Source organism: Flavobacterium sp. WG21, from assembly GCF_000335775.1.
Classification (GTDB): Bacteria; Bacteroidota; Bacteroidia; order Flavobacteriales; family Flavobacteriaceae; genus Flavobacterium; species Flavobacterium tructae.
The window spans coordinates 1-24463 of record NZ_AMYW01000005.1; the positions used below are offsets into that span (position 1 = coordinate 1).

At 35.1% G+C, this 24463-nt stretch carries 30 protein-coding genes and 1 pseudogene; 13 read left to right on the forward strand and 18 right to left on the reverse strand.

What is annotated here, in order from left to right; all coding sequences use genetic code 11:
- Nucleotides 1-26: 26 nt before the first annotated feature.
- The 4 genes and pseudogenes from C245_RS0105340 to C245_RS0105355 all read right to left on the reverse strand — a co-directional run.
- A pseudogene (locus tag C245_RS0105340) lies at nt 27-413 on the reverse strand (peroxiredoxin family protein); the annotation flags it as partial.
- Between the two features lie 18 nt (nt 414-431).
- Nucleotides 432-1193, reverse strand: a complete 762-nt coding sequence (locus C245_RS0105345; protein ID WP_017495547.1) for a DUF4369 domain-containing protein — start codon at nt 1191-1193, stop codon at nt 432-434.
- 259 nt (nt 1194-1452) lie between these two features.
- Nucleotides 1453-1893, reverse strand: a complete 441-nt coding sequence (locus C245_RS0105350) for a KTSC domain-containing protein (RefSeq protein ID WP_017495548.1) — start codon at nt 1891-1893, stop codon at nt 1453-1455.
- 351 nt (nt 1894-2244) lie between these two features.
- Nucleotides 2245-2496: a hypothetical protein gene (locus C245_RS0105355; RefSeq protein ID WP_017495549.1), complete on the reverse strand. Its 252-nt coding sequence runs from the start codon at nt 2494-2496 to the stop codon at nt 2245-2247.
- A gap of 88 nt (nt 2497-2584) precedes the next feature.
- Here C245_RS0105355 and C245_RS0105360 point away from each other — a divergent pair, with 88 nt between their 5' ends.
- The 13 genes from C245_RS0105360 (at nt 2585) to C245_RS22730 (ending at nt 14947) form a co-directional block, all read left to right on the forward strand.
- On the forward strand, nt 2585-3127 hold the full coding sequence (locus C245_RS0105360) for a hypothetical protein (protein ID WP_017495550.1): 543 nt from the start codon (nt 2585-2587) through the stop codon (nt 3125-3127).
- Complete coding sequence (locus tag C245_RS24350) at nt 3127-3270, forward strand: hypothetical protein (RefSeq protein ID WP_017495551.1); 144 nt, start codon at nt 3127-3129, stop codon at nt 3268-3270. Before C245_RS0105360 ends, C245_RS24350 begins: the two co-directional genes overlap by 1 nt.
- An 81-nt stretch (nt 3271-3351) precedes the next feature.
- Entirely contained in the window at nt 3352-3582 is a 231-nt protein-coding gene (locus tag C245_RS0105370; RefSeq protein WP_017495552.1) for a hypothetical protein, read from the forward strand.
- On the forward strand, nt 3554-3952 hold the full coding sequence (locus tag C245_RS0105375) for a YchJ family protein (protein ID WP_232424329.1): 399 nt from the start codon (nt 3554-3556) through the stop codon (nt 3950-3952). Before C245_RS0105370 ends, C245_RS0105375 begins: the two co-directional genes overlap by 29 nt.
- Before the next feature lie 106 nt (nt 3953-4058).
- On the forward strand, nt 4059-5177 hold the full coding sequence (locus C245_RS0105380; protein ID WP_017495554.1) for a VWA domain-containing protein: 1119 nt from the start codon (nt 4059-4061) through the stop codon (nt 5175-5177).
- Nucleotides 5178-5388: 211 nt separating this feature from the next.
- On the forward strand, nt 5389-6852 hold the full coding sequence (locus tag C245_RS0105385; RefSeq protein ID WP_017495555.1) for an AAA family ATPase: 1464 nt from the start codon (nt 5389-5391) through the stop codon (nt 6850-6852).
- Between the two features lie 139 nt (nt 6853-6991).
- A complete protein-coding gene (locus C245_RS0105390; RefSeq protein ID WP_017495556.1) occupies nt 6992-7585 on the forward strand; it encodes a 2OG-Fe(II) oxygenase family protein in 594 nt (197 codons plus the stop codon).
- Between the two features lie 104 nt (nt 7586-7689).
- Complete coding sequence (locus C245_RS0105395; protein WP_017495557.1) at nt 7690-8130, forward strand: MarR family winged helix-turn-helix transcriptional regulator; 441 nt, start codon at nt 7690-7692, stop codon at nt 8128-8130.
- Nucleotide 8131: 1 nt separating this feature from the next.
- A complete protein-coding gene (locus C245_RS0105400) occupies nt 8132-9451 on the forward strand; it encodes a serine hydrolase (RefSeq protein WP_017495558.1) in 1320 nt (439 codons plus the stop codon).
- Nucleotides 9452-9481: 30 nt separating this feature from the next.
- Nucleotides 9482-10336, forward strand: coding sequence for an EamA family transporter (locus C245_RS0105405; protein ID WP_017495559.1), 855 nt, complete (start codon nt 9482-9484; stop codon nt 10334-10336).
- A 430-nt stretch (nt 10337-10766) separates the two neighbouring features.
- Nucleotides 10767-12053 carry a Glu/Leu/Phe/Val dehydrogenase gene (locus tag C245_RS0105410; RefSeq protein ID WP_026109889.1) on the forward strand — a complete coding sequence of 429 codons (1287 nt, stop codon included), beginning with the start codon at nt 10767-10769 and terminating at the stop codon, nt 12051-12053.
- Between the two features lie 160 nt (nt 12054-12213).
- The gene (locus C245_RS0105415) at nt 12214-13437 is read left to right on the forward strand and encodes a sterol desaturase family protein (protein ID WP_017495561.1); all 1224 of its coding nucleotides are present in this window, start codon (nt 12214-12216) and stop codon (nt 13435-13437) included.
- Nucleotides 13438-14104: 667 nt separating this feature from the next.
- Nucleotides 14105-14947: a hypothetical protein gene (locus C245_RS22730; RefSeq protein WP_232424330.1), complete on the forward strand. Its 843-nt coding sequence runs from the start codon at nt 14105-14107 to the stop codon at nt 14945-14947.
- A gap of 25 nt (nt 14948-14972) precedes the next feature.
- On the opposite strand, the gene C245_RS0105425 is transcribed toward C245_RS22730, so the two are convergent.
- The 14 genes from C245_RS0105425 to C245_RS0105490 all read right to left on the reverse strand — a co-directional run bounded on the left by C245_RS0105425 (nt 14973) and on the right by C245_RS0105490 (nt 24345).
- Nucleotides 14973-15407 (reverse strand): DUF6526 family protein, encoded by a 435-nt coding sequence (locus C245_RS0105425; RefSeq protein WP_017495564.1) that lies wholly within the window; start codon nt 15405-15407, stop codon nt 14973-14975.
- Nucleotides 15408-15523: 116 nt separating this feature from the next.
- Complete coding sequence (locus C245_RS0105430; RefSeq protein ID WP_017495565.1) at nt 15524-16039, reverse strand: DNA-deoxyinosine glycosylase; 516 nt, start codon at nt 16037-16039, stop codon at nt 15524-15526.
- 177 nt (nt 16040-16216) lie between these two features.
- Nucleotides 16217-17416: an FAD-binding oxidoreductase gene (locus tag C245_RS0105435; protein ID WP_026109890.1), complete on the reverse strand. Its 1200-nt coding sequence runs from the start codon at nt 17414-17416 to the stop codon at nt 16217-16219.
- Nucleotides 17413-17901, reverse strand: a complete 489-nt coding sequence (locus C245_RS0105440) for a low affinity iron permease family protein (RefSeq protein ID WP_017495567.1) — start codon at nt 17899-17901, stop codon at nt 17413-17415. The genes C245_RS0105435 and C245_RS0105440 overlap by 4 nt, the downstream gene beginning before the upstream one ends.
- A gap of 11 nt (nt 17902-17912) precedes the next feature.
- Nucleotides 17913-18740: an MlaD family protein gene (locus tag C245_RS0105445; RefSeq protein ID WP_017495568.1), complete on the reverse strand. Its 828-nt coding sequence runs from the start codon at nt 18738-18740 to the stop codon at nt 17913-17915.
- A 22-nt stretch (nt 18741-18762) separates the two neighbouring features.
- A complete protein-coding gene (locus C245_RS0105450; RefSeq protein WP_017495569.1) occupies nt 18763-19542 on the reverse strand; it encodes an ABC transporter ATP-binding protein in 780 nt (259 codons plus the stop codon).
- 2 nt (nt 19543-19544) lie between these two features.
- Nucleotides 19545-20303, reverse strand: coding sequence for an ABC transporter permease (locus C245_RS0105455; protein WP_017495570.1), 759 nt, complete (start codon nt 20301-20303; stop codon nt 19545-19547).
- A 251-nt stretch (nt 20304-20554) separates the two neighbouring features.
- Entirely contained in the window at nt 20555-21028 is a 474-nt protein-coding gene (locus tag C245_RS0105460; RefSeq protein WP_017495571.1) for a hypothetical protein, read from the reverse strand.
- Between the two features lie 2 nt (nt 21029-21030).
- Nucleotides 21031-21537 (reverse strand): DinB family protein, encoded by a 507-nt coding sequence (locus tag C245_RS0105465; RefSeq protein ID WP_017495572.1) that lies wholly within the window; start codon nt 21535-21537, stop codon nt 21031-21033.
- 16 nt (nt 21538-21553) lie between these two features.
- Entirely contained in the window at nt 21554-21931 is a 378-nt protein-coding gene (locus tag C245_RS0105470) for a VOC family protein (RefSeq protein WP_017495573.1), read from the reverse strand.
- Between the two features lie 89 nt (nt 21932-22020).
- Entirely contained in the window at nt 22021-22233 is a 213-nt protein-coding gene (locus tag C245_RS0105475; RefSeq protein WP_017495574.1) for a hypothetical protein, read from the reverse strand.
- A gap of 9 nt (nt 22234-22242) precedes the next feature.
- Nucleotides 22243-22623 carry a DoxX family protein gene (locus C245_RS0105480; RefSeq protein ID WP_017495575.1) on the reverse strand — a complete coding sequence of 127 codons (381 nt, stop codon included), beginning with the start codon at nt 22621-22623 and terminating at the stop codon, nt 22243-22245.
- 297 nt (nt 22624-22920) lie between these two features.
- Nucleotides 22921-23667, reverse strand: a complete 747-nt coding sequence (locus tag C245_RS0105485) for a GNAT family N-acetyltransferase (protein ID WP_017495576.1) — start codon at nt 23665-23667, stop codon at nt 22921-22923.
- Between the two features lie 72 nt (nt 23668-23739).
- The gene (locus C245_RS0105490) at nt 23740-24345 is read right to left on the reverse strand and encodes a Crp/Fnr family transcriptional regulator (protein WP_017495577.1); all 606 of its coding nucleotides are present in this window, start codon (nt 24343-24345) and stop codon (nt 23740-23742) included.
- Nucleotides 24346-24463 lie beyond the last annotated feature (118 nt).

Sequence of the window (24463 nt, forward strand, 5' to 3'; positions counted from 1 at the left end):
TTTTTGTTTTATTCTGAAAGGCAATATTATTTGGCTAAAAGCTCTATTATTTTGGCTCTTAATTCCGGACCTCTTAAATCCTGAGCAACTACTTTTCCTGATGCATCAAGAATAAAAGTTGCTGGAATAGATTCAACACCATATTGTTTTGCAATTGGCTCGTCCCAAAATTTTAAGTTTGAAACTTGTGTCCAGGTTAGTCCGTCTTTTGCGATGGCTTCTTTCCAGGCAGCAGCTTCTTTGTCTAATGAAACTCCAATAATATTTAAACCTTTAGCGTGTAATTCTTTGTAAATAGCTACCACATTCGGGTTTTCTTTTCTGCATGGACCACACCATGATGCCCAGAAATCAACGATAGTTACTTTGCCTAAGCTTTCTTTAAGCGAAACTACTTTTCCTTGTGGATTTGGAGCCGAAAAATCTGCTCTTCATTTAGGGCTTCCAACAGGAGCTGCTGATGCACCAACTGCAGGATTTTTCAATTGTCCTAGTTTAGTTTTGATTTCTTTTCCAGGAGTAGAGTTTTTTAAAGACTCGTCTAAAGAGTTGTATAAGCCTTCCGCTTTTTTGATGTCAGTGCTTGGGTCATTAACCATGCTTTGAATGATTAAAGCAGAGATAAATGCTTTTGGGTGAGTCTCAGCGTAAGCTAAATATTTCTTTTTAGAGTTTTCCTGAACTTCTGTTTGAAGTGTCATGTATTGTTTCATCAAGCTATTGATCGTTGCAGTATCTTGAGCTTGTTGAGCTTGTTGCATTTTTTGAGTGTTTTTCTTTTGAAAATCAACTAAACCTTTTTGAGTTTTTGTCATATCCTCATTGAATTTTACATACTCGTCATTGTTGTAAGTACCTGAAATTTTAGATTTGTGGATACTGTCTTTGTCAACTGCAACAGTAATTTCTCCTGTTTCTAAGATGAATGGAATTGGACCATTAGCTCCCTGAACAATTAAAGTATGAAAAGCTGGTTCTGTTACTTTTCCTTTAATTTCGAATTTTCCGTTTTCAACTTTTACTGTGTCAAGAGATACAGCCATTTTTGTTGTTGGATCCTGGCCTTGAAGAATGATTGTTTTTCCGTTTTCGATACCGGTTGCAGTTCCTGTAATTAGGTATTCTCCGTCTTTAACTTTGCTGCAAGAAATAATCGCTGCAGAAGCAGTTAGTAAAAAAAGTATTTTTTTCATTATAAAAAATTAATTAGTTAATTGATTTGTGCAACAAAAGTATTTAAAATTATAAAACATAAAGAATTTTGGAACCTAAAATTTTGTTATTGTTTTTTTAGGTTTAATTGTCATGTAATCAGAAGGTTTGTGAGGTTTATTTGATTTAAAACTCTTAATTATATCGTTATAATGAAAATAAATAACGTTTTTTTAAATTTTTGCGCATAAAAAAAGCACTCCGTTGAGAGAGTGCTTTTGTAGATATTTTGGTATAAATCTATTCTTGATTCGTTTTCTTTCTCCATGTGAAAGAATTAAGAATATGTCTTTTTGCAAATCTTCCAGGAGAATCAGCATTTACCATTTTAACGTAAGTTGCTTTAGGAACACTAATGTATTCGTAAACACTTCCGTTAGAGAAATCGATAATTAAACGACCTTCAACAAATTTATAATCAGTAATTGAACAAGTCGAAATCGTTTCAGTGTATTCTGGTAAATTAAGTTTAATCGTTTCAGGATTAATACTTACCAAGAAGTGATAAGCCTCAATAATAGCTTTACTTTTTTCTTCTGCAGCTTTTAAACCAGCATCATCACCTTGAAATTTATCAGGATGAGATTCTTTCATCGCATTACGATAGATTGTTTTTAAATCTTTTAATTCAGCAGTTTTGTCTACATTTAGTAACTTGCGGTATTCAACTATTTTTTTCATAAATAAAAGGTAACTTCTTGTCTATTAGTTTGAAATGATTGTTTTTTACTTCAAAACGACAAATTTTTTGCAAAGGTACACTTTTTTTTAACTTTTTACTTTTGAGCGGAAAAATATTTGTTTTTGTTTGATGTTTATGATCTCAGGGTCTAAGTTTTGGGTGTACTTAACTGCAAAAACGCAAGTTTTTTTAGAATTAAGATGTACTCCAAAAGCAAAGTTCGCAAAGCTTCATAAATAAAAACTTTGCGAACTTTGCGTAAATTTTTGCGGTCTTTGCGTTAAAAGTGACTTGAAACTTGAAACCTAAAACTTGAAACCTAAAACTTGAAACCTGAAACTAATCTGTAATTACTTGTTCTCCGGTTTATTATTAGCCTTATCGAAGTTTTTAGATTTTTTTGGATACTTATCATAGCTGATATCGCTTGGGTTTTCGATAATAGATTTAATCGTGATCCAATCTCCTATATTAAAATTAGTATGTGCGATTTTATAGTCTAAAAGGTACTCACCACAAAAATAGTTGTTGTTTTCATCTTTTTCTATGATGCCCGTATAAATTCCTTTTTGCAGCATTTTCCCTTGTGGATCTTTAGACATAATTTTTTTGTTTTAAAATTGAAGCTGCAAAGTTAATCATTATTATGTTTGTTTTAGGGAGTTCTTGACAATCTCAGTATATTTGCACATGCAAAAAAACTTCAAACCACATCCTAATTCCTTTAAAAATACCTTTTGTGTTTTTCATGAAGTGCTTTCAGATAAAATTGAAGGCTTAAAGAAACAGTTTGAGAGCAAAGCCGGAAGCGCTTATTATTATACGGAAGCCGGAATGTATCGGGTGTCAAATCATTGGGGAAGACTGGCCAACAGCAAATGGCGTTTGGTAGCAATGGTACCCGAAACTGCTTCGAAAACTAAAATAGGTTTTGCGGCCTGGAACGAATTTTATCCGGATAACGCTGAAGAAAAACTGTACTATATCGAAGCTGACTTCGATCAGAATCTGGTAACCTATCAGCATAAGAAGAACCCAAATTTTGATGGAAAGCCTGTTTTAAGAACCAGTTTTGAAACCACGAAACGAATCAAACAAGTTCGCAATCTGCAACAACTCACTTCATGGGCAAAGCATTTTGATTATGAAGATATTGATGAGTTGAGAAAGCAAATTATCAATGAGTTGATTTATACCGAGAAAACTTTAGACGAAATAAAAAGAGAAATATAATGGGACGCAACAACGAAAGGAACATCAAAAAGCATAATGACAAATTGCATAAAGCCCAAAACAAAGTAAAACAGGCTGAGATTGCACGTAAAGAAAAGCTTAAAGAAATTATTAAAAAGTTCAACGAGAATAAAGGAGAATAAAATGTTTCAGGTTTTTGGTTCCAATAAAAAAACTTGAAACCTGAAACTTGAAACTTGAAACAAAAAAATAATACAATACAGATGAGTAAATACGAAGATTTAAAAGCAAGTGTACAGGAAATTATTGATTTAATTGCGGCAAAGAATAATAGAGAAGCGAATAATAAATTGCTTGAAGTAAGTGATACCTTAGACGATATGCTGGATCATGCTGAAGAAGATGAAGATTTAAGAGAAATTAGCAGGTATCAGGTTTTATTGAATCAGTTGCATGTAAAAATTAATGGAGAAGAGCAGGTTGATGGAGAGTAAGAAGTGCTTTTGTGATACTGGATTATTGTTCGAAAATTGCTGTGGTCAGTACCTTGAAAACAATCAAAAAGCACCAACGGCATTAGCTCTAATGCGTTCCAGATATTCGGCTTATGCCTGTCACAAGGCAGATTATCTATTAGAAACCACTTATATTTCGGAAAGAAAATATTATTCGAAGACCGAAATTTTAAAATGGGCAACAGCTAATAAATGGCAGAGACTCGAAATTTTGAGTTTTACTGAAAATACCGTCGAATTCAAAGCCTATTTTTTAGATTCAAACAACAAACCACAAGTGCATTATGAGTTTTCGACTTTTAAATTCGAAAATAAGGAGTGGTTTTATGTTGACGGAAAGTTTGAATAATTGTCAGGCCTAACACTGTTAGTTGTTAGTTTTGGTTGGATATTTTAACTAAAAATTAATAAACGTTTCGTTTTTCATAATTCTAAAATAGCGTAATTTTAAAATTATGAAAAACGAATTTAAAAAAGGTTTTTATTTTAAGTCGTACGAAGCTCCGTTTCAGTCTCCGTTTGAAAAGCTTTTTGGTATTTTTAAAGAGCTGATCACCCATACTTCGGGTGATTTTGACGAAGCAATCAGCTGGTTAAGGGAGTTAGACATAGAATACAAACTAACAGACGAGAACTACACTATCGATGATTTTATCGAAGATTTAAAAAAGAAAGGTTACATAAAAGACGAAGTTAAACCTGACGGAAGCGGTGGTTTTGGTATTACTGCCAAGACAGAACGCGCTATCAGACAACAGGCCCTGGATCAAATTTTTGGTAATTTAAAACGTTCCGGAAGTGGTAACCATAAAACCAAACATGCCGGAAATGGTGACGAACATACGGGGGAATTTCGTGAGTTTAATTTTGGAGATGGTTTAGAACGAATTTCATTGACAGAAAGTCTGCGAAATGCCCAGATTAATAATGGTGTTGAAAGTTTCATGCTAACCGAAAATGATTTGGTGGTAGAAGAAACTCAATACAAAGCGCAAATGAGCACCGTTTTGATGATTGACATCAGTCACAGTATGATTCTCTATGGCGAAGACCGAATCACACCTGCAAAAAAAGTAGCCATGGCTTTGGCCGAATTAATCACAACTCGTTATCCCAAAGACACACTCGATATTTTGGTTTTCGGAAATGATGCCTGGATCATCCCTATTAAAGACTTACCCTATCTGCAAGTAGGCCCTTATCATACCAATACCGTTGCAGGACTTCAATTGGCCATGGATATTTTAAGAAGAAAACGAAATACCAACAAGCAGATTTTTATGATTACCGATGGAAAACCCAGCTGCGTACGTGAGCGTGACGGTTCCTATTATATGAATAGTAACGGACTCGACGAGTACATCGTTGATAAATGTTATACACAGGCACAGCAAGCCAGAAAATTACACATTCCGATCACGACATTCATGATTGCAAACGATCCGTATTTACAGCGTTTTGTCAACCATTTTACCGAAGCGAATCAGGGAAAAGCATTTTACACCGGATTAAAAGGACTGGGAGAGATGATTTTTGAAGATTATGAAACGAATAGGAAGAAGAGGGTGAGGTAGTGTTTAAGCTTGGTTTCAGTCTCTGTCTTGGTCTAGGTCTCAGTCTCAGTGACGGTGTCCTGCTGAGCGAAGTCGAAGCATAAGTGCAGTGACAGTCTCAGTCTCAGTCTCAGTCTCAGTCTCGGTCTCGGTGGTCTCGTTGAACGAAGTCGAAGGAAGAGGTCATTAAAAGTTTAAAAAAAGCAAATTAGAAATTTTTCAATCAGTAAAAATGGAAATAAAGAATATAAAAACATTAGGACAGTTAAAAGCTGTTGGTTACAAAAGTATCAGTATTAAAGACGAATTACGCAATAATCTTCGTGAGAAAATAAAGTCAGGAAAGCCTGTTTTTGAAGGTGTTCATGGTTTCGAAAATACGGTAATTCCGGAATTGGAGCGTGCCATTCTTTCTCGTCATAATATTAACTTATTAGGACTTCGCGGTCAGGCAAAAACACGTTTGGCACGTAAGATGGTTGAATTGTTAGACGAGTACATTCCGTTTGTTGCGGGCTCGGAAATTAATGACGATCCGTTACATCCTATTTCACGTTTTGCCAAAGATTTGATTGCGGAGAAAGGTGAAGATACGCCAATTTCATGGCTGCATCGCAGTGAGCGTTTTTTTGAAAAATTAGCCACACCCGATGTTACTGTTGCCGATTTAATTGGTGATGTCGATCCTATAAAAGCAGCAAATTTAAAGCTTTCTTATGCCGATGATCGTGTCATTCATTTCGGAATGATTCCGAGAGCCAACCGCTGTATTTTTGTAATTAATGAATTGCCGGATTTACAAGCCAGAATTCAAGTCGCTTTATTCAATATTTTGCAGGAAGGGGATATTCAGATTAGAGGATTTAAATTGAGAATGCCTTTGGATATGCAATTTATTTTTACAGCCAATCCGGAAGATTATACCAATAGAGGAAGTATCGTAACGCCTTTAAAAGATAGAATCGGTTCGCAAATTCTCACACATTATCCTGAAAGTGTTGCCATTGCAAGAGCTATCACAGAGCAGGAAGCCAAACTGGATGAAACACAGCACAAATTAGTTTATGTGCCGGCTCTGGCCAGAGATATTTTAGAACAGATTAGTTTTGAAGCGCGTGAAAGCGAATATATCGATAATAAAAGTGGTGTAAGTGCGAGAATGAGTATCACCGCTTTCGAGAATTTAATGAGTACAGCAGAACGTCGTGCCTTAAAAGCCGGAGTAGATAAAACCACTTTGCGTTTGTCTGATTTTGTGGGTATTATTCCTGCTATCACCGGAAAAGTAGAACTGGTTTACGAAGGAGAGCAGGAGGGAGCTGCTGTCGTAGCACAAAACTTAATTGGTTTAGCAATCAGAACTTTATTTCCAACATTATTACCGCGAATAGAGAAACTTGAAAAACCGGGAGAAAAAACACCTTATTCAGATGTGATCGAATGGTTTTTTGCCGAAAGCGGTTTCGAATTGTTAGACGATGCTTCTGATTTAGAGTATCAGAAGATTTTAGACGAAGTAACTCCGCTAGATGTTTTGTTGAAAAAATATTTGCCTCAACTGGATAAAAAAGATCAGTATTTTATGAAAGAATTTATTCTGTGGGGATTGGTCGAATACAAAAAACTGAGCAAAGACCGTTTTGCTCAAGGACATCAGTTTAAAGATATGTACGGAAGTTATATCAGCAAATTGTAGTTTATAATCTATTTTTTTCTAACTAAACCCGACAGGTTTTTAAAACCAGTCGGGTTTATTATTTTGTAAAAAGCCCATTACCAGTTTTATTTCATCTACCTTGCTCCGTTGGCTGTATTTGCAGTTTCCCAAAATAAAGATGGAAGATAGTTTCGAAGATTTGATTGCGAGTTATATAGAAAATAAGGTTGGGATATCGGAGCATTTTTTAAGTCCTGAACTGGCCAATCATTTAAGGCAAAATCTAATAGATTTAAATCGTAAAAGTTTGTTGCTGGCTGCAGGAATCGGAAACTCAGAAAAGCTGTCTTACGATGGAGCTGTACGCAGTGACTCTATTTATTGGCTGGATAAAAAACACAACAATGTTTTTGAAAATGAGTTTTTTGATAAGATAGATGCTTTTATAGTCTATTTGAATGAAAGTTGTTATGCCGGAATTACAAGTTATGAATTTCACTATTCTTTATATGAAAGCGGCGATTTTTATCTGAAGCATTTAGATCAGTTTAAAAACAATTCCAGTCGAAAATATTCCATGATCAGTTATCTTAACAGCAATTGGAAAGAAAGCGATGGCGGAGAATTAATGATCCATCAGGAAAATAACAATCAAAAAATTGCACCTACGCAGGGAAAAACTATTTTTTTCAAAAGTAATGAATTGGTGCATGAAGTTCTGGTTACCCAAAACACCAGAATGAGTATTACAGGCTGGCTTAAAAGCGACTAAAATTGTTTATCACTATACCCGACAGGTTTTAAAAATCTGTCGGGTTTGAAATTTTTTTAAAAGATATTGATATATCAATTATATTTGTATCAAATAAAAAAAATATGCAACTCGAAAATCCAACCGGAACAGCTCTGTACTCATTAGAGAAAGCAATAAAAGAATATCGAAGACTAGCACAAAAAAACATTACCAAGGTCGTAAAAGATATTACTGTAGATCAATGTCTGGTCTTAATTATACTAAACAACAATCCGGACATTTCTCAAAATAAATTGGCTAATCTTGTATTTAAAGACAGTGCTTCCATTACGAGAATGATTGAATTAATGGTGAAAAAAGAATATATAACCCGCACAATTCACCCTGTGGATCGAAGAAAATTTAATCTGGAAATCACTAAAAAGGGAAAAAAAACACTTGACGATATACAACCCGTTATTGAGATTAACAGGCAAACGGCATTGGAGGGCTTGTCTCTGGAAGAAATAGCGTTACTGGATAAAACGCTCCATAAAATAATCATTAACTGTAAAAATAATTAGCATGAAATCAGGATTAACACTAATCGTATTGTTGGTATTTACGTTTGGATATTCACAAAAAGAACTTAGTATACAATTAGAAAAATACATGGATGCACAATTTGCAGTTAATGATTTTAGCGGCACAGTATTGGTTTCTAAAAATGATTCGATACTTCTAAAAAAAGCTTATGGCTTTGCGAATTATGAATGGAAAGTAAAAAATGTAGTCGATTCAAAATTTAGCCTGGCTTCAGTTTCAAAGCAATTTACGGCTGTTGCGATTTTGCAGTTAGCGGAGCATAAAAAGTTATCATTGGAGGATCAATTGAGTAAGTACTTTGTTGGTTTCCCTAAAGGTGATGCCATCACTTTAAAAATGATGTTAAGTCATAATTCAGGTTTTCAAATGGATTTTGACGAACTGTATTTGGTAAGAACAGATCTCAATAAAGATTCTGTTTGTGCGTATCTGGCCAAAAAGCCTTTGCTGTTTGAGCCGGGAACCAGCACAGCCTATAGTAACATTGGATATTATTTATTAGCGCGCATTGTTGAGAAAGTATCGGGACAATCTTATGAAGAGTATTTAAGGCAAAATCTATTCGATAAAGCTAAAATGTACAATTCCGGAGTTTCTGCTAGTGATGCCGTAGTGGATAAAATGACTCAGTTGTATTATTTCAATGATAATAAATTAACTAAAAATCCATACATCAATTGGAATTTTAATCGTGGTCACGATGGTATATATTCAACTGTTGAAGATTTAAATTTGTGGAATAAAGCACTTTTCGATGGTCAGACCTTACTATCAGAGGAATCTAAGAAAAAGATGTTTACATCGTATAATGAACAGAAGTTTGGTTTTGGCGTAATAATCAATCCTGTTTACAATCAGGGCCATCAATTAATTGCGCATGATGGTGGTTTCTTTGGGGCAATGACATCCTTTAACAAATTTACTGCCGATAAAGTTTTTATTACCGTCTTATCCAACAACCAGTCAAAATCGTATTATATTGCTTATGGCCTTGCAGGAATATGTTTTGGGAAAGAGGCAGAGCTTCCGTACAAACACATTCAGGTGGCTGGAGATGCAAAGGCTTACGATCAATATGTAGGGGAGTATGAAAATGTTAAAATTGTAAAGAAAGAGAACAAATTGTATTATGCGGGTTCTGCTATCGAATTGTTGCCGGAATCTCAAACAAAGTTCTTTCGCTCAGATAATAATAATACGACAGTAGAATTTATTAAAAATAGTAAAGGAAAAATTATACAGTTAGAAATTAAAAAGGCTGGAATAAAAGAAACAAAAAATAGAACAAAAGGAGTTTAAGCGTTATTTTTGCATTCAAAATATAATCCTATGTTGTTTCTTATCCTCAGTATTTTGTGCAGTGTAATTGTTGGTGTGATCTTTAAAATAACCCGAAAATACAATACACATCCCACTCAGATTATTGCGTTCAATTATATTGTTGCTTTAGCACTTTGTTATTTTACTTTTAGCCCAAATTTAAAGGAAGTTGATGCAAACGCTCCCTGGAATATTTACATTGCTATTGGGATATTATTGCCGGTAGTCTTTTTGTTTCTGGTAGCTTCCATAAAAAATGTGGGGATTGTGAAAACAGATGCAGCCCAGCGATTATCGTTATTCATCCCAATTCTGGCGGCCTGGTTCATCTTTAAAGAAGAATTTAATACCTATAAAATTATCGGGTTAATAATTGGCCTTCTGGCGCTTTTACTTATCTTAAAAAAGCAACCGGATACCACAGAGAATAAATGGATTTATCCCGCAGTGGTTCTGGTAGGTTTTGGCATTATTGATATTCTCTTCAAACAAATCGCTCTTTATACTACTTTGCCTTATCCAACCTCTTTGTTTGTGGTGTTCTGTATCGCCTTAGCAGTAGCGTTTTTAATTTCGATTTATGAAATTGGCATAAAAAAGGGGAAATTGGACTCCAAAAATATTCTTTTTGGTGCCCTGGTGGGGATCTTCAATTTCGGAAATATCCTGTTCTATTTAAAGGCACATAAAGCATTTGCTGAAAACCCATCGACAGTTTTTGCAGGAATGAACATGGGAGTTATTGTTTTAGGAAGTTTTGTTGGTTTGCTTTTTTTCAAAGAAAAATTATCTAAAATTAACTTTATTGGTATCTTTTTAGCTTTAATAGCGATCATTTTTATTGTTGTTTCTCAGTTTAAATAAAATTTTACAGAATGTATTGTGTTGATTAACAGGTGTTATTTGTTAATTTTTTCATTTTTCAAAAATAAACTCTACTAATTCTATAGAATTTATAAAATATATTTTATAGATTTGCAATAACAATGAAGAACTATAGTCAAAATATCATCTCATCTTTATGTGGCTTCACGATGTGTCGCATGCAGGACTATGTGATGAAATGGCGTTGATAGAGAAATTTACTTGTTATTTTTTTTTTTAGCCTTTCATGCACCAATGAAAGGCTTTTTTTAGAACTGGAAAAAAAGAAACAAAATGAGAACCAATAGAAATACCAGTGTTATGATGCGACGCTGTTTTAGGAAAATCCCATGTTAGAGCAAGTATCCATAAACCTTAGAAAAGACTTTTGCAAAAGATAAAAATAATAACCCCAATTAAACGATATAATATGAGTGCAGAATTAATAAAACAGAACCCCTTTCAATCCATGATTGATCGTTTTAACATTGCCGCCGACATTCTTAGATTAGACGAATCGATCAGGCAAAAACTCCAGCGTCCGGAAAAGCAAATTGTCGTTAATTTTTCGATTACCCTGGATAACGGTTCTGAAAAGAACTTTGAAGGTTACCGAATTATACACAATACTGCTTTAGGGCCGTCAAAAGGCGGAATCCGATATGATAAGGGAGTGAACCTTGACGAAGTAAAAGCGCTGGCTGCCTGGATGACCTGGAAATCAGCTGTGACCGGGATTCCGTTTGGAGGAGCAAAAGGCGGAATTATTTGTGATCCCACGACACTTTCTAAGAATGAATTAGAGAAAATTACAAGAGCTTATACCAAAGCTTTAATCGATATTTTCGGACCTGAAAAAGATGTTCCGGCTCCCGACATGGGAACGGGTCCCGATGAGATGGGATGGTTAATGGATGAATTTTCTATACTTCATGGCAAAACAATTCATGCGGTAGTAACCGGAAAACATTTGCATTCCGGCGGTTCATTAGGCAGGGTAGAAGCAACAGGAAGAGGGGTTAGTATCATCACTTTATTGGCCCTTGAAAAATTAAAACTTAGACCTGCAAAATCTACAGTAGCCATTCAGGGTTTTGGAAATGTTGGATTGCATTCGGCTTTATTTTTATTTGAAAAAGGACTTAAAGTAGTAGCGGTTAGTGATGTTTCTGAAGCGTTTTACAATCCTGAAGGACTTAATATTCCGGAATTGATTTTGTACTACAATTTGAACAATAAAAGTATTAAAGGATATCCGAATTCCGTTGCTATTAAACATGAGGATTTATTGCTGTTAGAAGTGGATGTACTGATTCCTGCTGCCACAGAAGATGTGATTACACAAAAGAACGCTAATGATATTCGTGCTAAAATTATTGTGGAAGGTGCCAACGGACCGATTTCTTCCGATGCGGATAAAATACTACACGATAACAATGTTTTAGTGGTTCCGGATATTCTGGCCAATGCGGGTGGAGTTACAGTTTCGTATTTTGAATGGCTTCAGAATTCGCTTCTGGAGTCCTGGAGAATTCATCAGATTAATACACGCTTAGAAGACATCTTAGAAAAAGGATTTGAGACGGTTTTCAGAATTGCGGCTAAATATAATGTAACACCGCGTATTGCAGCTTATATTATCGCGTTGAAAAAGGTAGCCGATACTCAATCTGTAAAAGAAGTGGCGCTGGATACTCCGAAATTTAAACAGAATTAAAAATTAGGTTTTTAAATAGTAAAGATTTTTTTCATCAATTAATAAGAAGATTTTCAGCCGAAAAGAACTTGTTGATTGATGAAAATGTCTTTGTTTTTATAAGGATATAGAAGTACTACTGCTTTGTGTTTTTTTATGAATTAAATAAGTATTTTTTAAAATGGAACATATTAATTTTCTAGCTTTCGCGATGCCTGCTTTTTTTCTCTTTCTCTTTTTAGAATACAAGCTTGCACAACGACGAAAGAGGCCGGAAATTTTTAATTATGAAAGTTCAGTTTCAAATATTAGCATTGGTATCGCAGAGCGTTTGATTAACTTGTTTGTGGCGGCCAGTTTTTACCAGTTGTATTATTTGATTTATAATAATTATCGATTTTTTGATATTTCGAATAATGTTTTTGTGTGGATTGCCTTAATTCTAGCCACCGATTTTGTCTGGTATTGGTACCACCGATTGGGGCATGAAGTCAATTTTTTCTGGGCAGCACACATCGTACATCATCATAGCGAAGAATTTAATTTTACCGCAGCCGCCAGAATTACAACTTTTCAGGCCGTTATTAGAACAGGATTTTGGTGTGTACTGCCGCTTATTGGTTTTCACCCCTCTATGGTTATTACCATGCTGATTGTGCACGGAGCTTATTCTTTTTTTACGCATACACAGCTTGTTGGCAGAATAAAATGGCTGGAGTATGTTTTTGTTACGCCTTCTGTACATGGCGTACATCACGCATCTGATGAAAAATATCTTGATAAAAATTATGGAGATATGTTTACCTTTTGGGATCGTCTTTTCGGAACTTTTCAGGAAGAAGAAGAAAAACCAAAATACGGTTTAACACATCCGCTCAAAAGTTATAGTTTCTTGTGGCAGCATTTTCATTACTATTTTGAGATTTATGAGCTGTGGAAGCGCTCGACAGGATTTAAAGCAAAATGGAAAGCGGTATTTGGCAGTCCTGCCCATATGGATCAGGATATTCGGCCAACCTTAGAGAAACGTTTTCTACAGGACAAAGCGAATCCGCATCAAAGGCTTCGATTTAAGAATTATCTCTATATCCAGCTTGGAGTTTCCACGATACTTTTAACGGTTTTTACGTATTGTTTTGAAGGACTAAATGTCTCGGACAAAATTTTTGTACTGTTACTTATTCTGGTAACATTAGTAAATTGTGGGGCATTATTAGAACAAAGAAGATGGATTTATTATCTGGAATACCTGAGAATTTTTATGGTAACCACTTATTTTTTATACGAAGAAAATTTGCTTTCCTTTTTCTTCATTCCGCTTGCTATTATGATTTTTGCCGAGCAATTATTCTCACTTAGCAAACATTATCAGGAAGTTGTACTGCAATTGGAAGTTTCTGAATAGTATAAAGAATCGCCACGAATGCACGAATTTGTATTTCAAATAATTCGAGCATTCGTGGCGAAAAAACTCAAGTATTTATCATTTTACTGATAATTTTTTAGCTTTTAAACTTAACGAAGAATAATCGCCCAATTCTTTTTTATTTAATTTGACTTTGAGTTAATGTGTTTGACTATCAGTTGTGTATGTTGTTTTTTGTATTGGATTTGTCTCAGTTTCATTTGTATTGGAATTTGAAAAAAGGACTAATTCTGATTTAGAGAATTTTCTTCAAGAGGGTTTGAAAATTTCATTTCTAAATCAGATTGGCTATATTTGAGAGTAAATTCTCAAAATAAAAAATGGAAAAAAAATTAAAGCAATTCTTTGTAAAGTCTTTTTTAGTACTGCTGTTCATTCATTTAGGGTATTTTTTATATGGTTTTTTACCTTTAAAGGTATTGCCAATATCAATTCCTATTTTGAATTTTACAGGTTTAAATTTTATGATGATGTTTCCATTTCCCATTTTTTCATCAGCGGTTTGTTTTTATTTTTCTTTCTGATATTTCTGATTAGAAATCATTCCCGATATCCTTATTCTTTGACCAATCTGCTTAAAACCGGTTTGGTATTACTGCTGATTTGTTTTCTGAGTTTTTCCTTTTTTATCAGTTATAGTTTTGGATTGAATGCCAAATTAAGGAGCGAACTTCCGGAAGTTGATTTCAATAGAGATAAAACTTTACTGAATGTTTTAAATCCGTTTTTATACAATTATACTTCTTACAGTTCTGAAAAATTGTTTAATCCGGTTAATATCTTATATCCAAAACCCTATCCTGTCACGGAGGTAGTGGATAGCGTTTTAATATCAAATGGTTATTACAACACCGAGAGTACGTATTACAGTATAGATACTTTGAAAGTGCTCACAACCGATTTAGATAAAGTCTCGACCGTAACTGGTAAGGTTTTGGACGAAATTGGTTTAGATCAAAAGGAACTTTCGAAGAGAATTATAACCAAAAAAGTGATTAAAGACAGTACAGAAATCCTATTCAGAGGTGTCGAGGTACAGCCTCAATACGACGATAGCATTTGTATTTTTCTCGAAAATAAATCATTGTTTAAGGCTGTAGAAGGAATTGCAACAGAAAAACAACAGTACGATGCCGCAGTACAGCGATATAAACTGCTGTACAAATACAGAAAAGACTCGTTGCAGTTGAATTTTCAGAAGCTGGATACTCTTTTAAAGAAATATAAAATCGAGAGTAATATTGTTCCTAAAGAACTGGCCGCAGATGCATTTTATTTTAGAGAACATCGCGATGAAGTACTCAATACAATTCGAAACAGCTTTGACCGAAAAGCACTAATGGAGAAATTTACCACTTTTGATAAGCTTTTTTACGAACCCAACTATTTACATCCGTCAATTATTGGGATGTATTTTGGCGTGATTGTAACCGTTTGGCTGATTCTTTTTTTAGTGTATGTTTGGTTTAATCGCAGAAATAGAAGTTAGGGAAAGTTTATCCTTTCCATTGTTTTTACACCCTGTTGTAATCTGCTCTCCAGTGCACGATGGCTTTTTTTATAGCATCTCCGGTGAGGTTATTTTTAAGAGCATCTTCCAAAAGCGGCAGGATTTCGTTGTCAGGAGCAAATCTCAAAGCAAAAATCTGATCGTCGGTTAGTTTGTACTCGAATTCTTCAAGCCTTTTTCCTGTAAGGCTCAAATAGCGATAACGAAGTTCCAGCCTCACGATTCGGTTCTGAAGCGTCAGGGCGTAATGTTGGCGCAGCATATAGGCAAGAAAAAACAGCAATAGAAAACAAACACTTATAAAGGACCAAATAAGTGTATTTTCGGTCGTACAGGCGAAGTAAATACTGGAGCCTAAGAATAGTGCTAAAACCGGATAATAAACAAAATGATGCGGGGTATAAAACCGAACATGATTGTAGTAAGTTTGAATTTTCATAATGATATCGTTTTGGTTTCTGATTAAGTAACAAGGCTACTCCGGAAGAGAATAGCTTATTCAAAGAAAAAATAACGCAATCAATGTTTTTTACAACTTAAATGTATTAAAAAAAATTAATCTGTGTGAGGTGTCGATGCATTATTATGATGTGGATCAACAGAAATTTTCCACTCCTGAAGTTTAGATTCATAACTTTTACCTGCATTTGCCGGACTTGTCGAGGGTAGTGTGATCAAGTGATAGTTTTTCTTCAGCTGGACATATTTTTTAAAGAATGCTGCTGCTTTTTGTCCGTTAAAAAGAATGGTTGTGATATTGGGATGTTGTTCTAAAAAGGTTTCAAAATCGTTAGGGATTTCATTTTTAATAGCACTGTCCAAACTCCCTATTCTGTCACAATGCTGTAACACATCCCACACCGCAATGTTGTTTTTTTGGAGCAAAGCTTTTCGGGTTTCATAATCAGTAGAGAGATCCTCTTTCAAAATAACAAACATAAACTTCCAGAAATTATTCTGACTGTGACCGTAATATTGATTCATTTCCAATGATTTGGCTCCGGGCATGGTGCCCAAAATCAGAATAACAGCATCTTTGTTGGATATGGGCGGGAAAGAAAAACTTTTCATGAAGTACCGTTTTTGTAAAGCAGTAAGGTAAAGATTTTAAAAGTTACTTTTAAAGAGTTTCATTAAAATTTTGAGAAGAAAATAACGTTTGCTTTATTTGCAGTTCAACTTCAATAACCAGCTTTCAGAATGCAACAAAAAACTTTGCAACTTTGCTTCTCTGCACCTCTAAAAAAGTTATCTTCCAAACTTGTAATATTCTAAATCCGGATTTTTTTTATTATTAAGAGAGTCCAAAATTGAGTTCATGCCTATGACACTAAAAGTAATTCCGTTTCCACCAAAACCCAGGACATAATGTTCGTTTTTATTGGGATTAGGTTTTCCAAAATAGGGAAGGCCATCTTTTGTTTCTCCAAAAGTTCCGGCCCAGGAATAATCAATTTTGAAATCAATATCCGGAAATTTTCGTTGGAACTTCTTCAATAAGAATTGCTCTTTTTTGGGTAATAATTTGTCGCGTTTTACAGGATCTTTAAAGGCTACATCTCCACCCCCGATAATGATGCGATTGTCTGAAGTAGCTCTAAAATAGAGATAAGGAGAGGAGGTATTCCAAAAAATTGCATTTCTGAAAGCCACAGGAAGTGTAGGGAGACTTTCAGAAGCAATGACATAGGTGCTTTTCAAATCTACAACCTTTTCTTTTAGCGTTTCGGTACTTTCGTAACCGCTGCAATGTATAATGTGATCTGCGGTAATACTACATTTATTTTCAGTAACGGCAATTAGTTTATCTTTTTGATTTTGAATAGAGGTAATGTTGGTTCGATCCAGAATTTCCATTCCTTTTTTTTGACAATAAATTAGTAAATCATTGGCTAACTTAAAAGGATCCATAACTGCTGCAGTTTTTGATTCGATTGCCGCCAGAGCATTGAGCCCCAATTTTTCAAGATCCCATTTTTCCAGCCAGTTCACGTCAAAGCCATTTTCCTTTCGGATTTTAAATTCGTCTTTCAGGAATTGGAGATCTTTTTTTAAAGAACAGAAATAAATACTTTTTTTGAATTCGAACTGACAATCGCTTTTTATAGTATCGATGATGTTGCGGAGATCAAAAATTGCTTTTTTACCGTTCCTGTAACTGTCAAGGGCACAGTTTAATCCTCTCATTTTGATCAGTTCGTGTAATGAAATGTCAATTTCATATTGTAATAAAGCGGTACTCGCAGCGGTGCTTCCGTTGCAAATATCACGACGGTCGACCAATATTATTTTTTTGCCTTCAGTAATTAACTTGTAAGCGATCAAAGCACCTGTTATTCCGCCGCCAATTATCAAAATGGTTGTGTTTTTATCGGAATCAATTGAAGGATAGCTTTTTTTCATGGCATTCCTTAGAAGCCAGAAAGTTTCGGTCGATCGTAGTTTCATTTTTTAGCACTATTTGATGTACGGGTTTTTGTTCTGGTTTTGCCTTTGCGCTGGTGTTGTTCGTGCGCTTCTGCAATGGAATGCGAGATTCTGATGCTTTCATCTTTTTTGGAGAGTTCGCTAAGATGTTGATAATATTTTTGAACAATAATCATTTCCTCTTCGGTCATACTTTCAATATCTACCAGACTGTTGCTTGAATATTCGTTGGAAGCGACTAGCTCGTTTAGTTTCAGCTGAATGGCCAGCGAATCTTTATTTTGTGCTTTCTGAATTAAAAAAACCATCAAAAAAGTAATAATGGTCGTTCCGGTATTAATGACCAATTGCCAGGTCTCGGAATAATCAAAAAAAGGTCCTGAAATTGCCCAGACTACTACAATTAAAAAAGCACCTATAAAGGCAGGAGTACTTCCTGAAGCTTTAGAAACATAGGTAGCAAATTTTTCAAAGGCACTGCTTTTATTTTGTTTTTTCGTTTTCATTGGAGTTTTATCTATGATTTTTCTTTTCCGGAAGGTGTCTTTTTAGCGTCTTCTTCTTTTTGTTTCTCCTGTTTTTGTTTCTCTTCTTTGGCTTTTTCCTCTTTTTCTTTATTGATTTTTTCCTGTTGTTCTTCTTTTTTCTCTTTAGCTTCCTCTTTCTGTTTTTCCTTTTCTTTCTCTTTTTTTCTAAAGTACCCTCTCAACAGAAAGTTATTTTTGGCAGCTTCCATATTATCACTAAAACCTTTGGTACCGCTTTCCAGATTTGAAAGGGTATTCGAAACACTATTGGCCATTTTATCATCGCGGACTAATCTTGCCAGGGCTCCGTTTCCGTTGTTCATACTATGACTAAAAGTGGCAAGTTCATCAGAAATAATGCCTACATTATCAACACTTTTTTTGACACTTTTCATGATGTCCTGCATTTCTATTCCGTCAATCGAAGCAATTGCACCGTTGTTTTCGATTATTTTTTGTGATTTTATGCCGGGAGAAATAGTGAGAACCTTGTCACCCATCAATCCGTCAGAACCAATGCTGGCACGAGCGTCTGTTTTGATGAATTTTCTAACATCGTCTTTAATCACCATTACAACCACAACAGAAGAGTCATTAATCAGCCTGATTTCTTCGACCGTACCAATGTTAATTCCCGAAAATCGTACATTGTTGCCCACTTCCAAACCGCTCACAGTTTTAAATCGGGAGCTGATGTGAAAGGTGGAACCAAAGAGGTTTTTTTGTTTCCCTATAAAATAAATGGCCATTATAAAAAGTAACAATCCAATTGCTACAAACATTCCTAATTTCCAGGTATATCCAGATTGTTTATCCATGATTTCTACTATTTATTTTGCGTTATTCAAAGAATGAGCGCACCCATTCGTCTTCGTTTTTTTCCAGTTCTTCATATGTCCCTTCGGCATGTATTACTCCATCTTTTAAAACCATAATTCGGTCGGCTGTGAGTTTTGCGCAAGCCATATCGTGAGTAATAATGATTGAAGTGGTTTTACGTTTGTGTTTGATATCAAGAATTAATTCGCTGATCTCACGCGAGGTTATGGTGTCTAACCCCGTTGTGGGTTCATCGTATAAGATAATTTCCGGTTTTAAGATTAATGTTCTGGCCAGACCAATTCTTTTTTGCATTCCGCCTGATAGTTCAGACGGCATTTTATCGATCGCATCCGCTAAACCAACATTATCTAAAGCTTCCATGACTTCAGTTTCAACTTCTTCAGGCGTTAAGTTCTGTTTGTGTTTTTGTAAAGTGAAAGCCAGATTTTCGCGTACCGACATGGAGTCATACAGTGCACCACTTTGAAATAAAAACCCAATTCGAACCCTAATCTGATTTAACTCAGGTTTCTTCAGGTTCAATACATTTTCGTTAAACACTTTTATTTCACCCTGATCGGGAGTTATTAAACCCACAATACATTTTATGGTGACCGATTTTCCCGAACCGGAACGTCCAAGAATTACTAAATCTTCCCCTTTATTCACCGTTAGATTTACACCTTGCAGAACAGTATTGTCCGCGCCAAAAGTCTTGTGCAAATCCCTGATCTCGATGATTGGAGTTTTGCTTCCTGCTTTAGTTTTAAGTGCTGTATTTTCTTTTTCCTTAATCATCTTTAAAAGAATAAATCGGTTATTTGAACGGCAATCATATCGAGAATAAAAATGGTAAGTGAAGCAGTTACAACTGCTGAATTTGCTGCTTTTCCCACACTTTCAGTTCCATTAGAGGCATTAAATCCTTTAAAACATCCAATCATTCCGATAAAGAATCCGAAGAAGAACGTTTTAATGGTTGCAGGAATCAGATCCAGATATTCCAGCGATTGTAAAATTTGAGTCAGATAGCGATAGAAATTAACATCACCGTGGATATTAATTCCAACAAAACCACCAATAATGCCCACCGCATCTGCAAAAATGACTAAAATGGGAACCATTAAGGTACAGGCTAAAATTCTGGTTACGACCAAATAGTTGTAAGGATTAATTGCCGAAACTTCCATCGCATCAATTTGTTCGGTTACTTTCATCGATCCTAATTCGGCACCAATTCCCGAGGAGATTTTTCCGGCACAAATTAAAGCCGTAATTACGGGAGCAATTTCTCTTATTAAGGAAAGAGCTACCATTCCGGGCAACCAGGATTCCGCTCCAAAATTGACCAGTGTAGGACGAGATTGAAGGGTGAGTACCAATCCCATAATAAAACCGGTTATGGCTACTAAAGGCAATGATTTATATCCAATTACATAACATTGTTTTATAAACTCTTTGGCCTCATAAGGAGGAACAAAAACTTCCTTAAAAAACTGCTTAGCAAACAAAGTTGCATTTCCTATTTCGGTGAAAGTATTTTTTAGAGAGAGAATCAAAATAATATGTTTTTAGTATTAAATCAAAAATGAAACAACGTAAATCTTAAAAGACAGTTGTGGTCTTTATTATCAAAGATTAAAGTTACTTGACAACTGCAGAAGAAATCTTACATAACTTTTTTTGAAGTTTATATAATTAGCATTGTATGAGCAAAATAAAAGCAGAAAAGTTACGTTAGGGGGTAAAACAAAAAAAAATCCCTTTGTGTGAAAAGGGATTTTTGACGTTTTGTATTTCAGGTTTACAATTAGGATTGCGTCTGAAAACTATAATATTTTCGCGTTATAAGTGCTATGGGAAGACCGATGCAGAACATCAGGATCAACATGGAAAGGAATAACGGGAAATCTAAGTGTTTTTCGGGAAGCACAGGAAAGGTAATAGGCAGTACAATTAAATTCATAATGATCCAGACGAATAGTCCATAGAGGAATCCGGAAACAACTGCGCTTTTTTTGAGAAAAGGCAGATAAGGATAAATGATAAAATAAAACGAAGCGAAACTTAGTGCAATTAAGTAATGGAATCCAATACCGAAGAGCGCCATTAGCGAGCCTCCAGTGTAGGCTTCTTTTTTAAAAACGCCGCTTGCAATGGATTGCAGCAATTTTATGGCAGTGGTTTTTTGGAGTATAAAAGCATAAACTGTTATGGCTGCCGTCAGGTCTAATGTCCCGGCAACGAGCCAGGCGGTCAAAATGGTTTTGGTTTTGGATCTCATATTTAGTTTTTTACAACAGTATAAATGTTTTTCAATTGATTTAAATGTCTTTTGGCATGCACGTTACAAAAAAATAATAATTCGTAGATTGTTAAATTTCCAATACCCGGTATTTCAAAATCCATACAGGTGCGTGTTAAATCATAATTTTCGGCAATATGCTGCATTTCTTTTTCAATTCTTTGAAGACTTGAAATCAGCTCGGTTTTATCATACTCGCGGTCTTCCGGATATATAAAATCAGGGGAGTCGTATTTGGTATTGAAATCGAGAAATATCCCTTGAAGCGCAGGTATTTTTTCATCATAGTTTGCCGCTAGTTTTTGGGTATTAGCCTCGCAAACCTGACGCAGTCCTGATGTCGCTTTTATGATATGACGGGCAACCTGTCCGGCTGTCCAGCTACCTTCAAACGGTATTTGATTGACTTCGCTTTGCGTAAAAAGAGAAACAGTGTCGGAAAATTGTCCGAAAGTAGTCCCGATATCTTGTTTTAATTCTGTTTTCATAAATGTTTTTTGTTTTTTACTCTATTATAGAAGTGATCCACCAGACATTCCCAAACGGATCGGTAACGCCGCAAGTCCTGCCATACTCTTTATCGCTGACTCCCATTATGCTCGTAGCACCATTTTCTAATGCTTTTTTATAGGTTTCATCGACATTGGGGACATAAACAAATAGGTTAGCGGTTTGTCTTGACCAGTCTTCAACTACGTCTGTAACCATGATAGTACTTCCGGTGATGATAATTTCTGCATGCATAACCGTTCCGTCTTCGCGTAGTACATGATCGGAAGAAGTTGTTGCATTAAAGACTTTTTGAGTAAATGCTATAAATTTTGACGCGCCATTTAAAATTAAATAAGGCATTATGGTTTGATGTCCGGCCGGTAAATTCATTTGGTTAGATTTGAAGGTTGATAGTATTTCAAATTTACAAATTTTATCAATAAAACTTTATAAATCAGATCTTTGTTGTTTTTTAGGACTCACAGAAGAACTTCACAATGATAGCCATAGGAATCCAGAAGTTCTATTATTCTTTGATTTGAAATTGACGGTGCATGAACGCGTAAAATTCTATCACAGTCCTCTAAATCAAAATTAATATGACTGTTTGGAAAATGTTCAAGAAGTTTCCCCACAATCAGTAGAGACTGCTCGACTTCCTGAACATTTGTTTTATAAACTTCTATCATCATTTCATGAGGTTATAAAGCGATGTTTTTATAACGCTCTATTTTATGATAATAAACGTAAGAGATCGCCAGAATTACTAAAAAGATTAAAGGAAAGAAGGCCTGGAAATTGATACCGTCTACTGCAGCGTGACTGATGGAAGCAAAAATAAAGTCGAAACCAAATCCGGCATACGCCCATTCTTTTATGTTTTTTGGAATGGAAGGAATCACCAAAGCTAAAACACCAAGAATTTTAAAAACGACTAAGGCATTTCCGAAATACTCAGGATAGCCCAAGTGTCTGATTCCTTCTTTTGCTAATTCTGTCTGAGAGGTTAAGGCCGGCATAACACCTTCGAATAAAAAGATAATAGTAGTAGTGATCCAAAAGATAATTTTTGCTTTTTTCATGGGATAGTTTTTAAAAGGTTGTTAATTAATTCATTACAAACTTACAATTCTTATCTTTTGAACGGACTACACATTTACGACTATTTTAGGGGCATTTGGGACAGAGTGGAAGATTTATGATTTTAGATTTTAGAGTCAAGAATATAGAATATAGAATATAGAATATAGAATATAGAATATAGAATATAGAATATAGAATAAAGAGAATAGATTTTGAAACTTGACTCTTGGCTCTTGGCTCTTTCTTCTTTACTCTTGAAACTTGAAACTTGAAACTTGAAACCTGGAGTTTGGAATTTAAGATTTGGAATTTGCTCCCAAAACATAGTTTTTAATGACAAATAAGTCTTCGAAACCTAATCTCGTGTAAATATCTTTTCCCATTGCGGAGGCTTGTAGTAAGGCGTAATCCCCATTTAAATCGATGGATAGATTTAAAGCATATTTCATGATTTCCTCAGCAAAACCTTTTCGGCGCATTTCCGGAATCACTCCAACGCCATGAATTCCAATTGTATTTTGAGTCTGGAACAGCATAAATGTTCCGATGGGCTGATTGTCTAAAGAAACTAAATAAAACTGAACATCGTGATGATTATGAATCAGGATTTCTTTGCTAATCACATAACCAAAAGCATGAGGATACAGATCGGCCCATATTTTAGCGTCCTGTTCAGTGGTTACTCTTTTAAAACTCAGATTATTTTGAAGCGTAAATTTCTGATCTAATTTTAAAGCCATCGCAACCTGTTCACTTTTTAATGAGAAACCATAGGCATCCAGTATTTCGTACGATTTTGTTCCGTAGATATCCCAATAAGCGAAGGCTAATTCTGAATTGGCCTGCATGGTTTTAGTAATTTCACCGATGTCATTTTTAGAGAGATCTTTTCGAAACCACAATTTATTAGGCCAGCCTGAATTTTCGACTTTGCTATATTCAAAAAGAGGAGTTGTATGGTAGGATAGGAAAGAGGAACTAACCGTTTTCCACATTCCGGTAAGATTATTTAAGTTGTCTTCGATTAAGTTTATATTTTTCATTTGAATAGTGATTATAAGAATATAAGACAAAGATACCCCGGGCTTTTAGGAGAAACCTTTACATATGTTGATTTACAAATCTTTTTCGAGATTTTTTCGGATACGGCTTAGCTGGGTAGGGGTAATTCCTAAATGGGAGGCGATGTGAAGCAGCGGAATACGGTCTGCAATATCTGGATGTTTGGATAGAAGTTGTAGGTATCTCTCGGTAGCATTTTGCATGACTAAAGCAATTTCGCGTTGTTCTTTTTCGATTACCCAGTTTTTTTCCAAATAGGCAATGTAATAATTTTTGAGGTCGTTGTTCTGATCAATGAGCGCTCTGTATTTTTTGTAGTTAAGTTGAATCAAGGTAGAATCCTCGAGAGCTTCTATGGTGAAGTGAGAAGCGGTTTGCTGCAGTAAAGAAGCCTTTGAACCGGCAAAATCGCCTTCAAGAAAAATGTTTTTATTATAGAGATTACCTGCCGCATCGGTGATATAAGCTCGTAAAGCACCTTTGATTATAAAATATATTTCCTTTGCAATTTGTCCGTTCTGAAGTAAAATATCTCCTTTTTTAATAGATTGAATTTCAGCAATACCTTCAATTAACTGCCAGGACGTTTCTGAAATAGGAGCGTAGCTTTCGAATTTTATCTTTAAATCGTTGAGGTACTTATTTTGATTGATTGACATTTTGATTGAAGTTTTACTATCAAAAATAAAGAAAAATTACGGATTATAAGGTACGCTGATGACGTGGATTCGCTACTGCGAAGACACGGATTTTCGCTGATTTTTTTATTCTCCTTTT

What these genes read in the sequence shown, in the direction of transcription:
- C245_RS0105345 (WP_017495547.1), bottom strand. Translation starts at nt 1,193, where the DNA reads ATGAAAAAAATACTTTTTTTACTAACTGCTTCTGCAGCGATTATTTCT.
- C245_RS0105350 (WP_017495548.1), bottom strand. Translation starts at nt 1,893, where the DNA reads ATGAAAAAAATAGTTGAATACCGCAAGTTACTAAATGTAGACAAAACT.
- C245_RS0105355 (WP_017495549.1), bottom strand. Translation starts at nt 2,496, where the DNA reads ATGTCTAAAGATCCACAAGGGAAAATGCTGCAAAAAGGAATTTATACG.
- C245_RS0105360 (WP_017495550.1), top strand. Translation starts at nt 2,585, where the DNA reads ATGCAAAAAAACTTCAAACCACATCCTAATTCCTTTAAAAATACCTTT.
- C245_RS24350 (WP_017495551.1), top strand. Translation starts at nt 3,127, where the DNA reads ATGGGACGCAACAACGAAAGGAACATCAAAAAGCATAATGACAAATTG.
- C245_RS0105370 (WP_017495552.1), top strand. Translation starts at nt 3,352, where the DNA reads ATGAGTAAATACGAAGATTTAAAAGCAAGTGTACAGGAAATTATTGAT.
- C245_RS0105375 (WP_232424329.1), top strand. Translation starts at nt 3,554, where the DNA reads ATGGAGAAGAGCAGGTTGATGGAGAGTAAGAAGTGCTTTTGTGATACT.
- C245_RS0105380 (WP_017495554.1), top strand. Translation starts at nt 4,059, where the DNA reads ATGAAAAACGAATTTAAAAAAGGTTTTTATTTTAAGTCGTACGAAGCT.
- C245_RS0105385 (WP_017495555.1), top strand. Translation starts at nt 5,389, where the DNA reads ATGGAAATAAAGAATATAAAAACATTAGGACAGTTAAAAGCTGTTGGT.
- C245_RS0105390 (WP_017495556.1), top strand. Translation starts at nt 6,992, where the DNA reads ATGGAAGATAGTTTCGAAGATTTGATTGCGAGTTATATAGAAAATAAG.
- C245_RS0105395 (WP_017495557.1), top strand. Translation starts at nt 7,690, where the DNA reads ATGCAACTCGAAAATCCAACCGGAACAGCTCTGTACTCATTAGAGAAA.
- C245_RS0105400 (WP_017495558.1), top strand. Translation starts at nt 8,132, where the DNA reads ATGAAATCAGGATTAACACTAATCGTATTGTTGGTATTTACGTTTGGA.
- C245_RS0105405 (WP_017495559.1), top strand. Translation starts at nt 9,482, where the DNA reads ATGTTGTTTCTTATCCTCAGTATTTTGTGCAGTGTAATTGTTGGTGTG.
- C245_RS0105410 (WP_026109889.1), top strand. Translation starts at nt 10,767, where the DNA reads ATGAGTGCAGAATTAATAAAACAGAACCCCTTTCAATCCATGATTGAT.
- C245_RS0105415 (WP_017495561.1), top strand. Translation starts at nt 12,214, where the DNA reads ATGGAACATATTAATTTTCTAGCTTTCGCGATGCCTGCTTTTTTTCTC.
- C245_RS0105425 (WP_017495564.1), bottom strand. Translation starts at nt 15,407, where the DNA reads ATGAAAATTCAAACTTACTACAATCATGTTCGGTTTTATACCCCGCAT.
- C245_RS0105430 (WP_017495565.1), bottom strand. Translation starts at nt 16,039, where the DNA reads ATGAAAAGTTTTTCTTTCCCGCCCATATCCAACAAAGATGCTGTTATT.
- C245_RS0105435 (WP_026109890.1), bottom strand. Translation starts at nt 17,416, where the DNA reads ATGAAACTACGATCGACCGAAACTTTCTGGCTTCTAAGGAATGCCATG.
- C245_RS0105440 (WP_017495567.1), bottom strand. Translation starts at nt 17,901, where the DNA reads ATGAAAACGAAAAAACAAAATAAAAGCAGTGCCTTTGAAAAATTTGCT.
- C245_RS0105445 (WP_017495568.1), bottom strand. Translation starts at nt 18,740, where the DNA reads ATGGATAAACAATCTGGATATACCTGGAAATTAGGAATGTTTGTAGCA.
- C245_RS0105450 (WP_017495569.1), bottom strand. Translation starts at nt 19,542, where the DNA reads ATGATTAAGGAAAAAGAAAATACAGCACTTAAAACTAAAGCAGGAAGC.
- C245_RS0105460 (WP_017495571.1), bottom strand. Translation starts at nt 21,028, where the DNA reads ATGAGATCCAAAACCAAAACCATTTTGACCGCCTGGCTCGTTGCCGGG.
- C245_RS0105465 (WP_017495572.1), bottom strand. Translation starts at nt 21,537, where the DNA reads ATGAAAACAGAATTAAAACAAGATATCGGGACTACTTTCGGACAATTT.
- C245_RS0105470 (WP_017495573.1), bottom strand. Translation starts at nt 21,931, where the DNA reads ATGAATTTACCGGCCGGACATCAAACCATAATGCCTTATTTAATTTTA.
- C245_RS0105475 (WP_017495574.1), bottom strand. Translation starts at nt 22,233, where the DNA reads ATGATGATAGAAGTTTATAAAACAAATGTTCAGGAAGTCGAGCAGTCT.
- C245_RS0105480 (WP_017495575.1), bottom strand. Translation starts at nt 22,623, where the DNA reads ATGAAAAAAGCAAAAATTATCTTTTGGATCACTACTACTATTATCTTT.
- C245_RS0105485 (WP_017495576.1), bottom strand. Translation starts at nt 23,667, where the DNA reads ATGAAAAATATAAACTTAATCGAAGACAACTTAAATAATCTTACCGGA.
- C245_RS0105490 (WP_017495577.1), bottom strand. Translation starts at nt 24,345, where the DNA reads ATGTCAATCAATCAAAATAAGTACCTCAACGATTTAAAGATAAAATTC.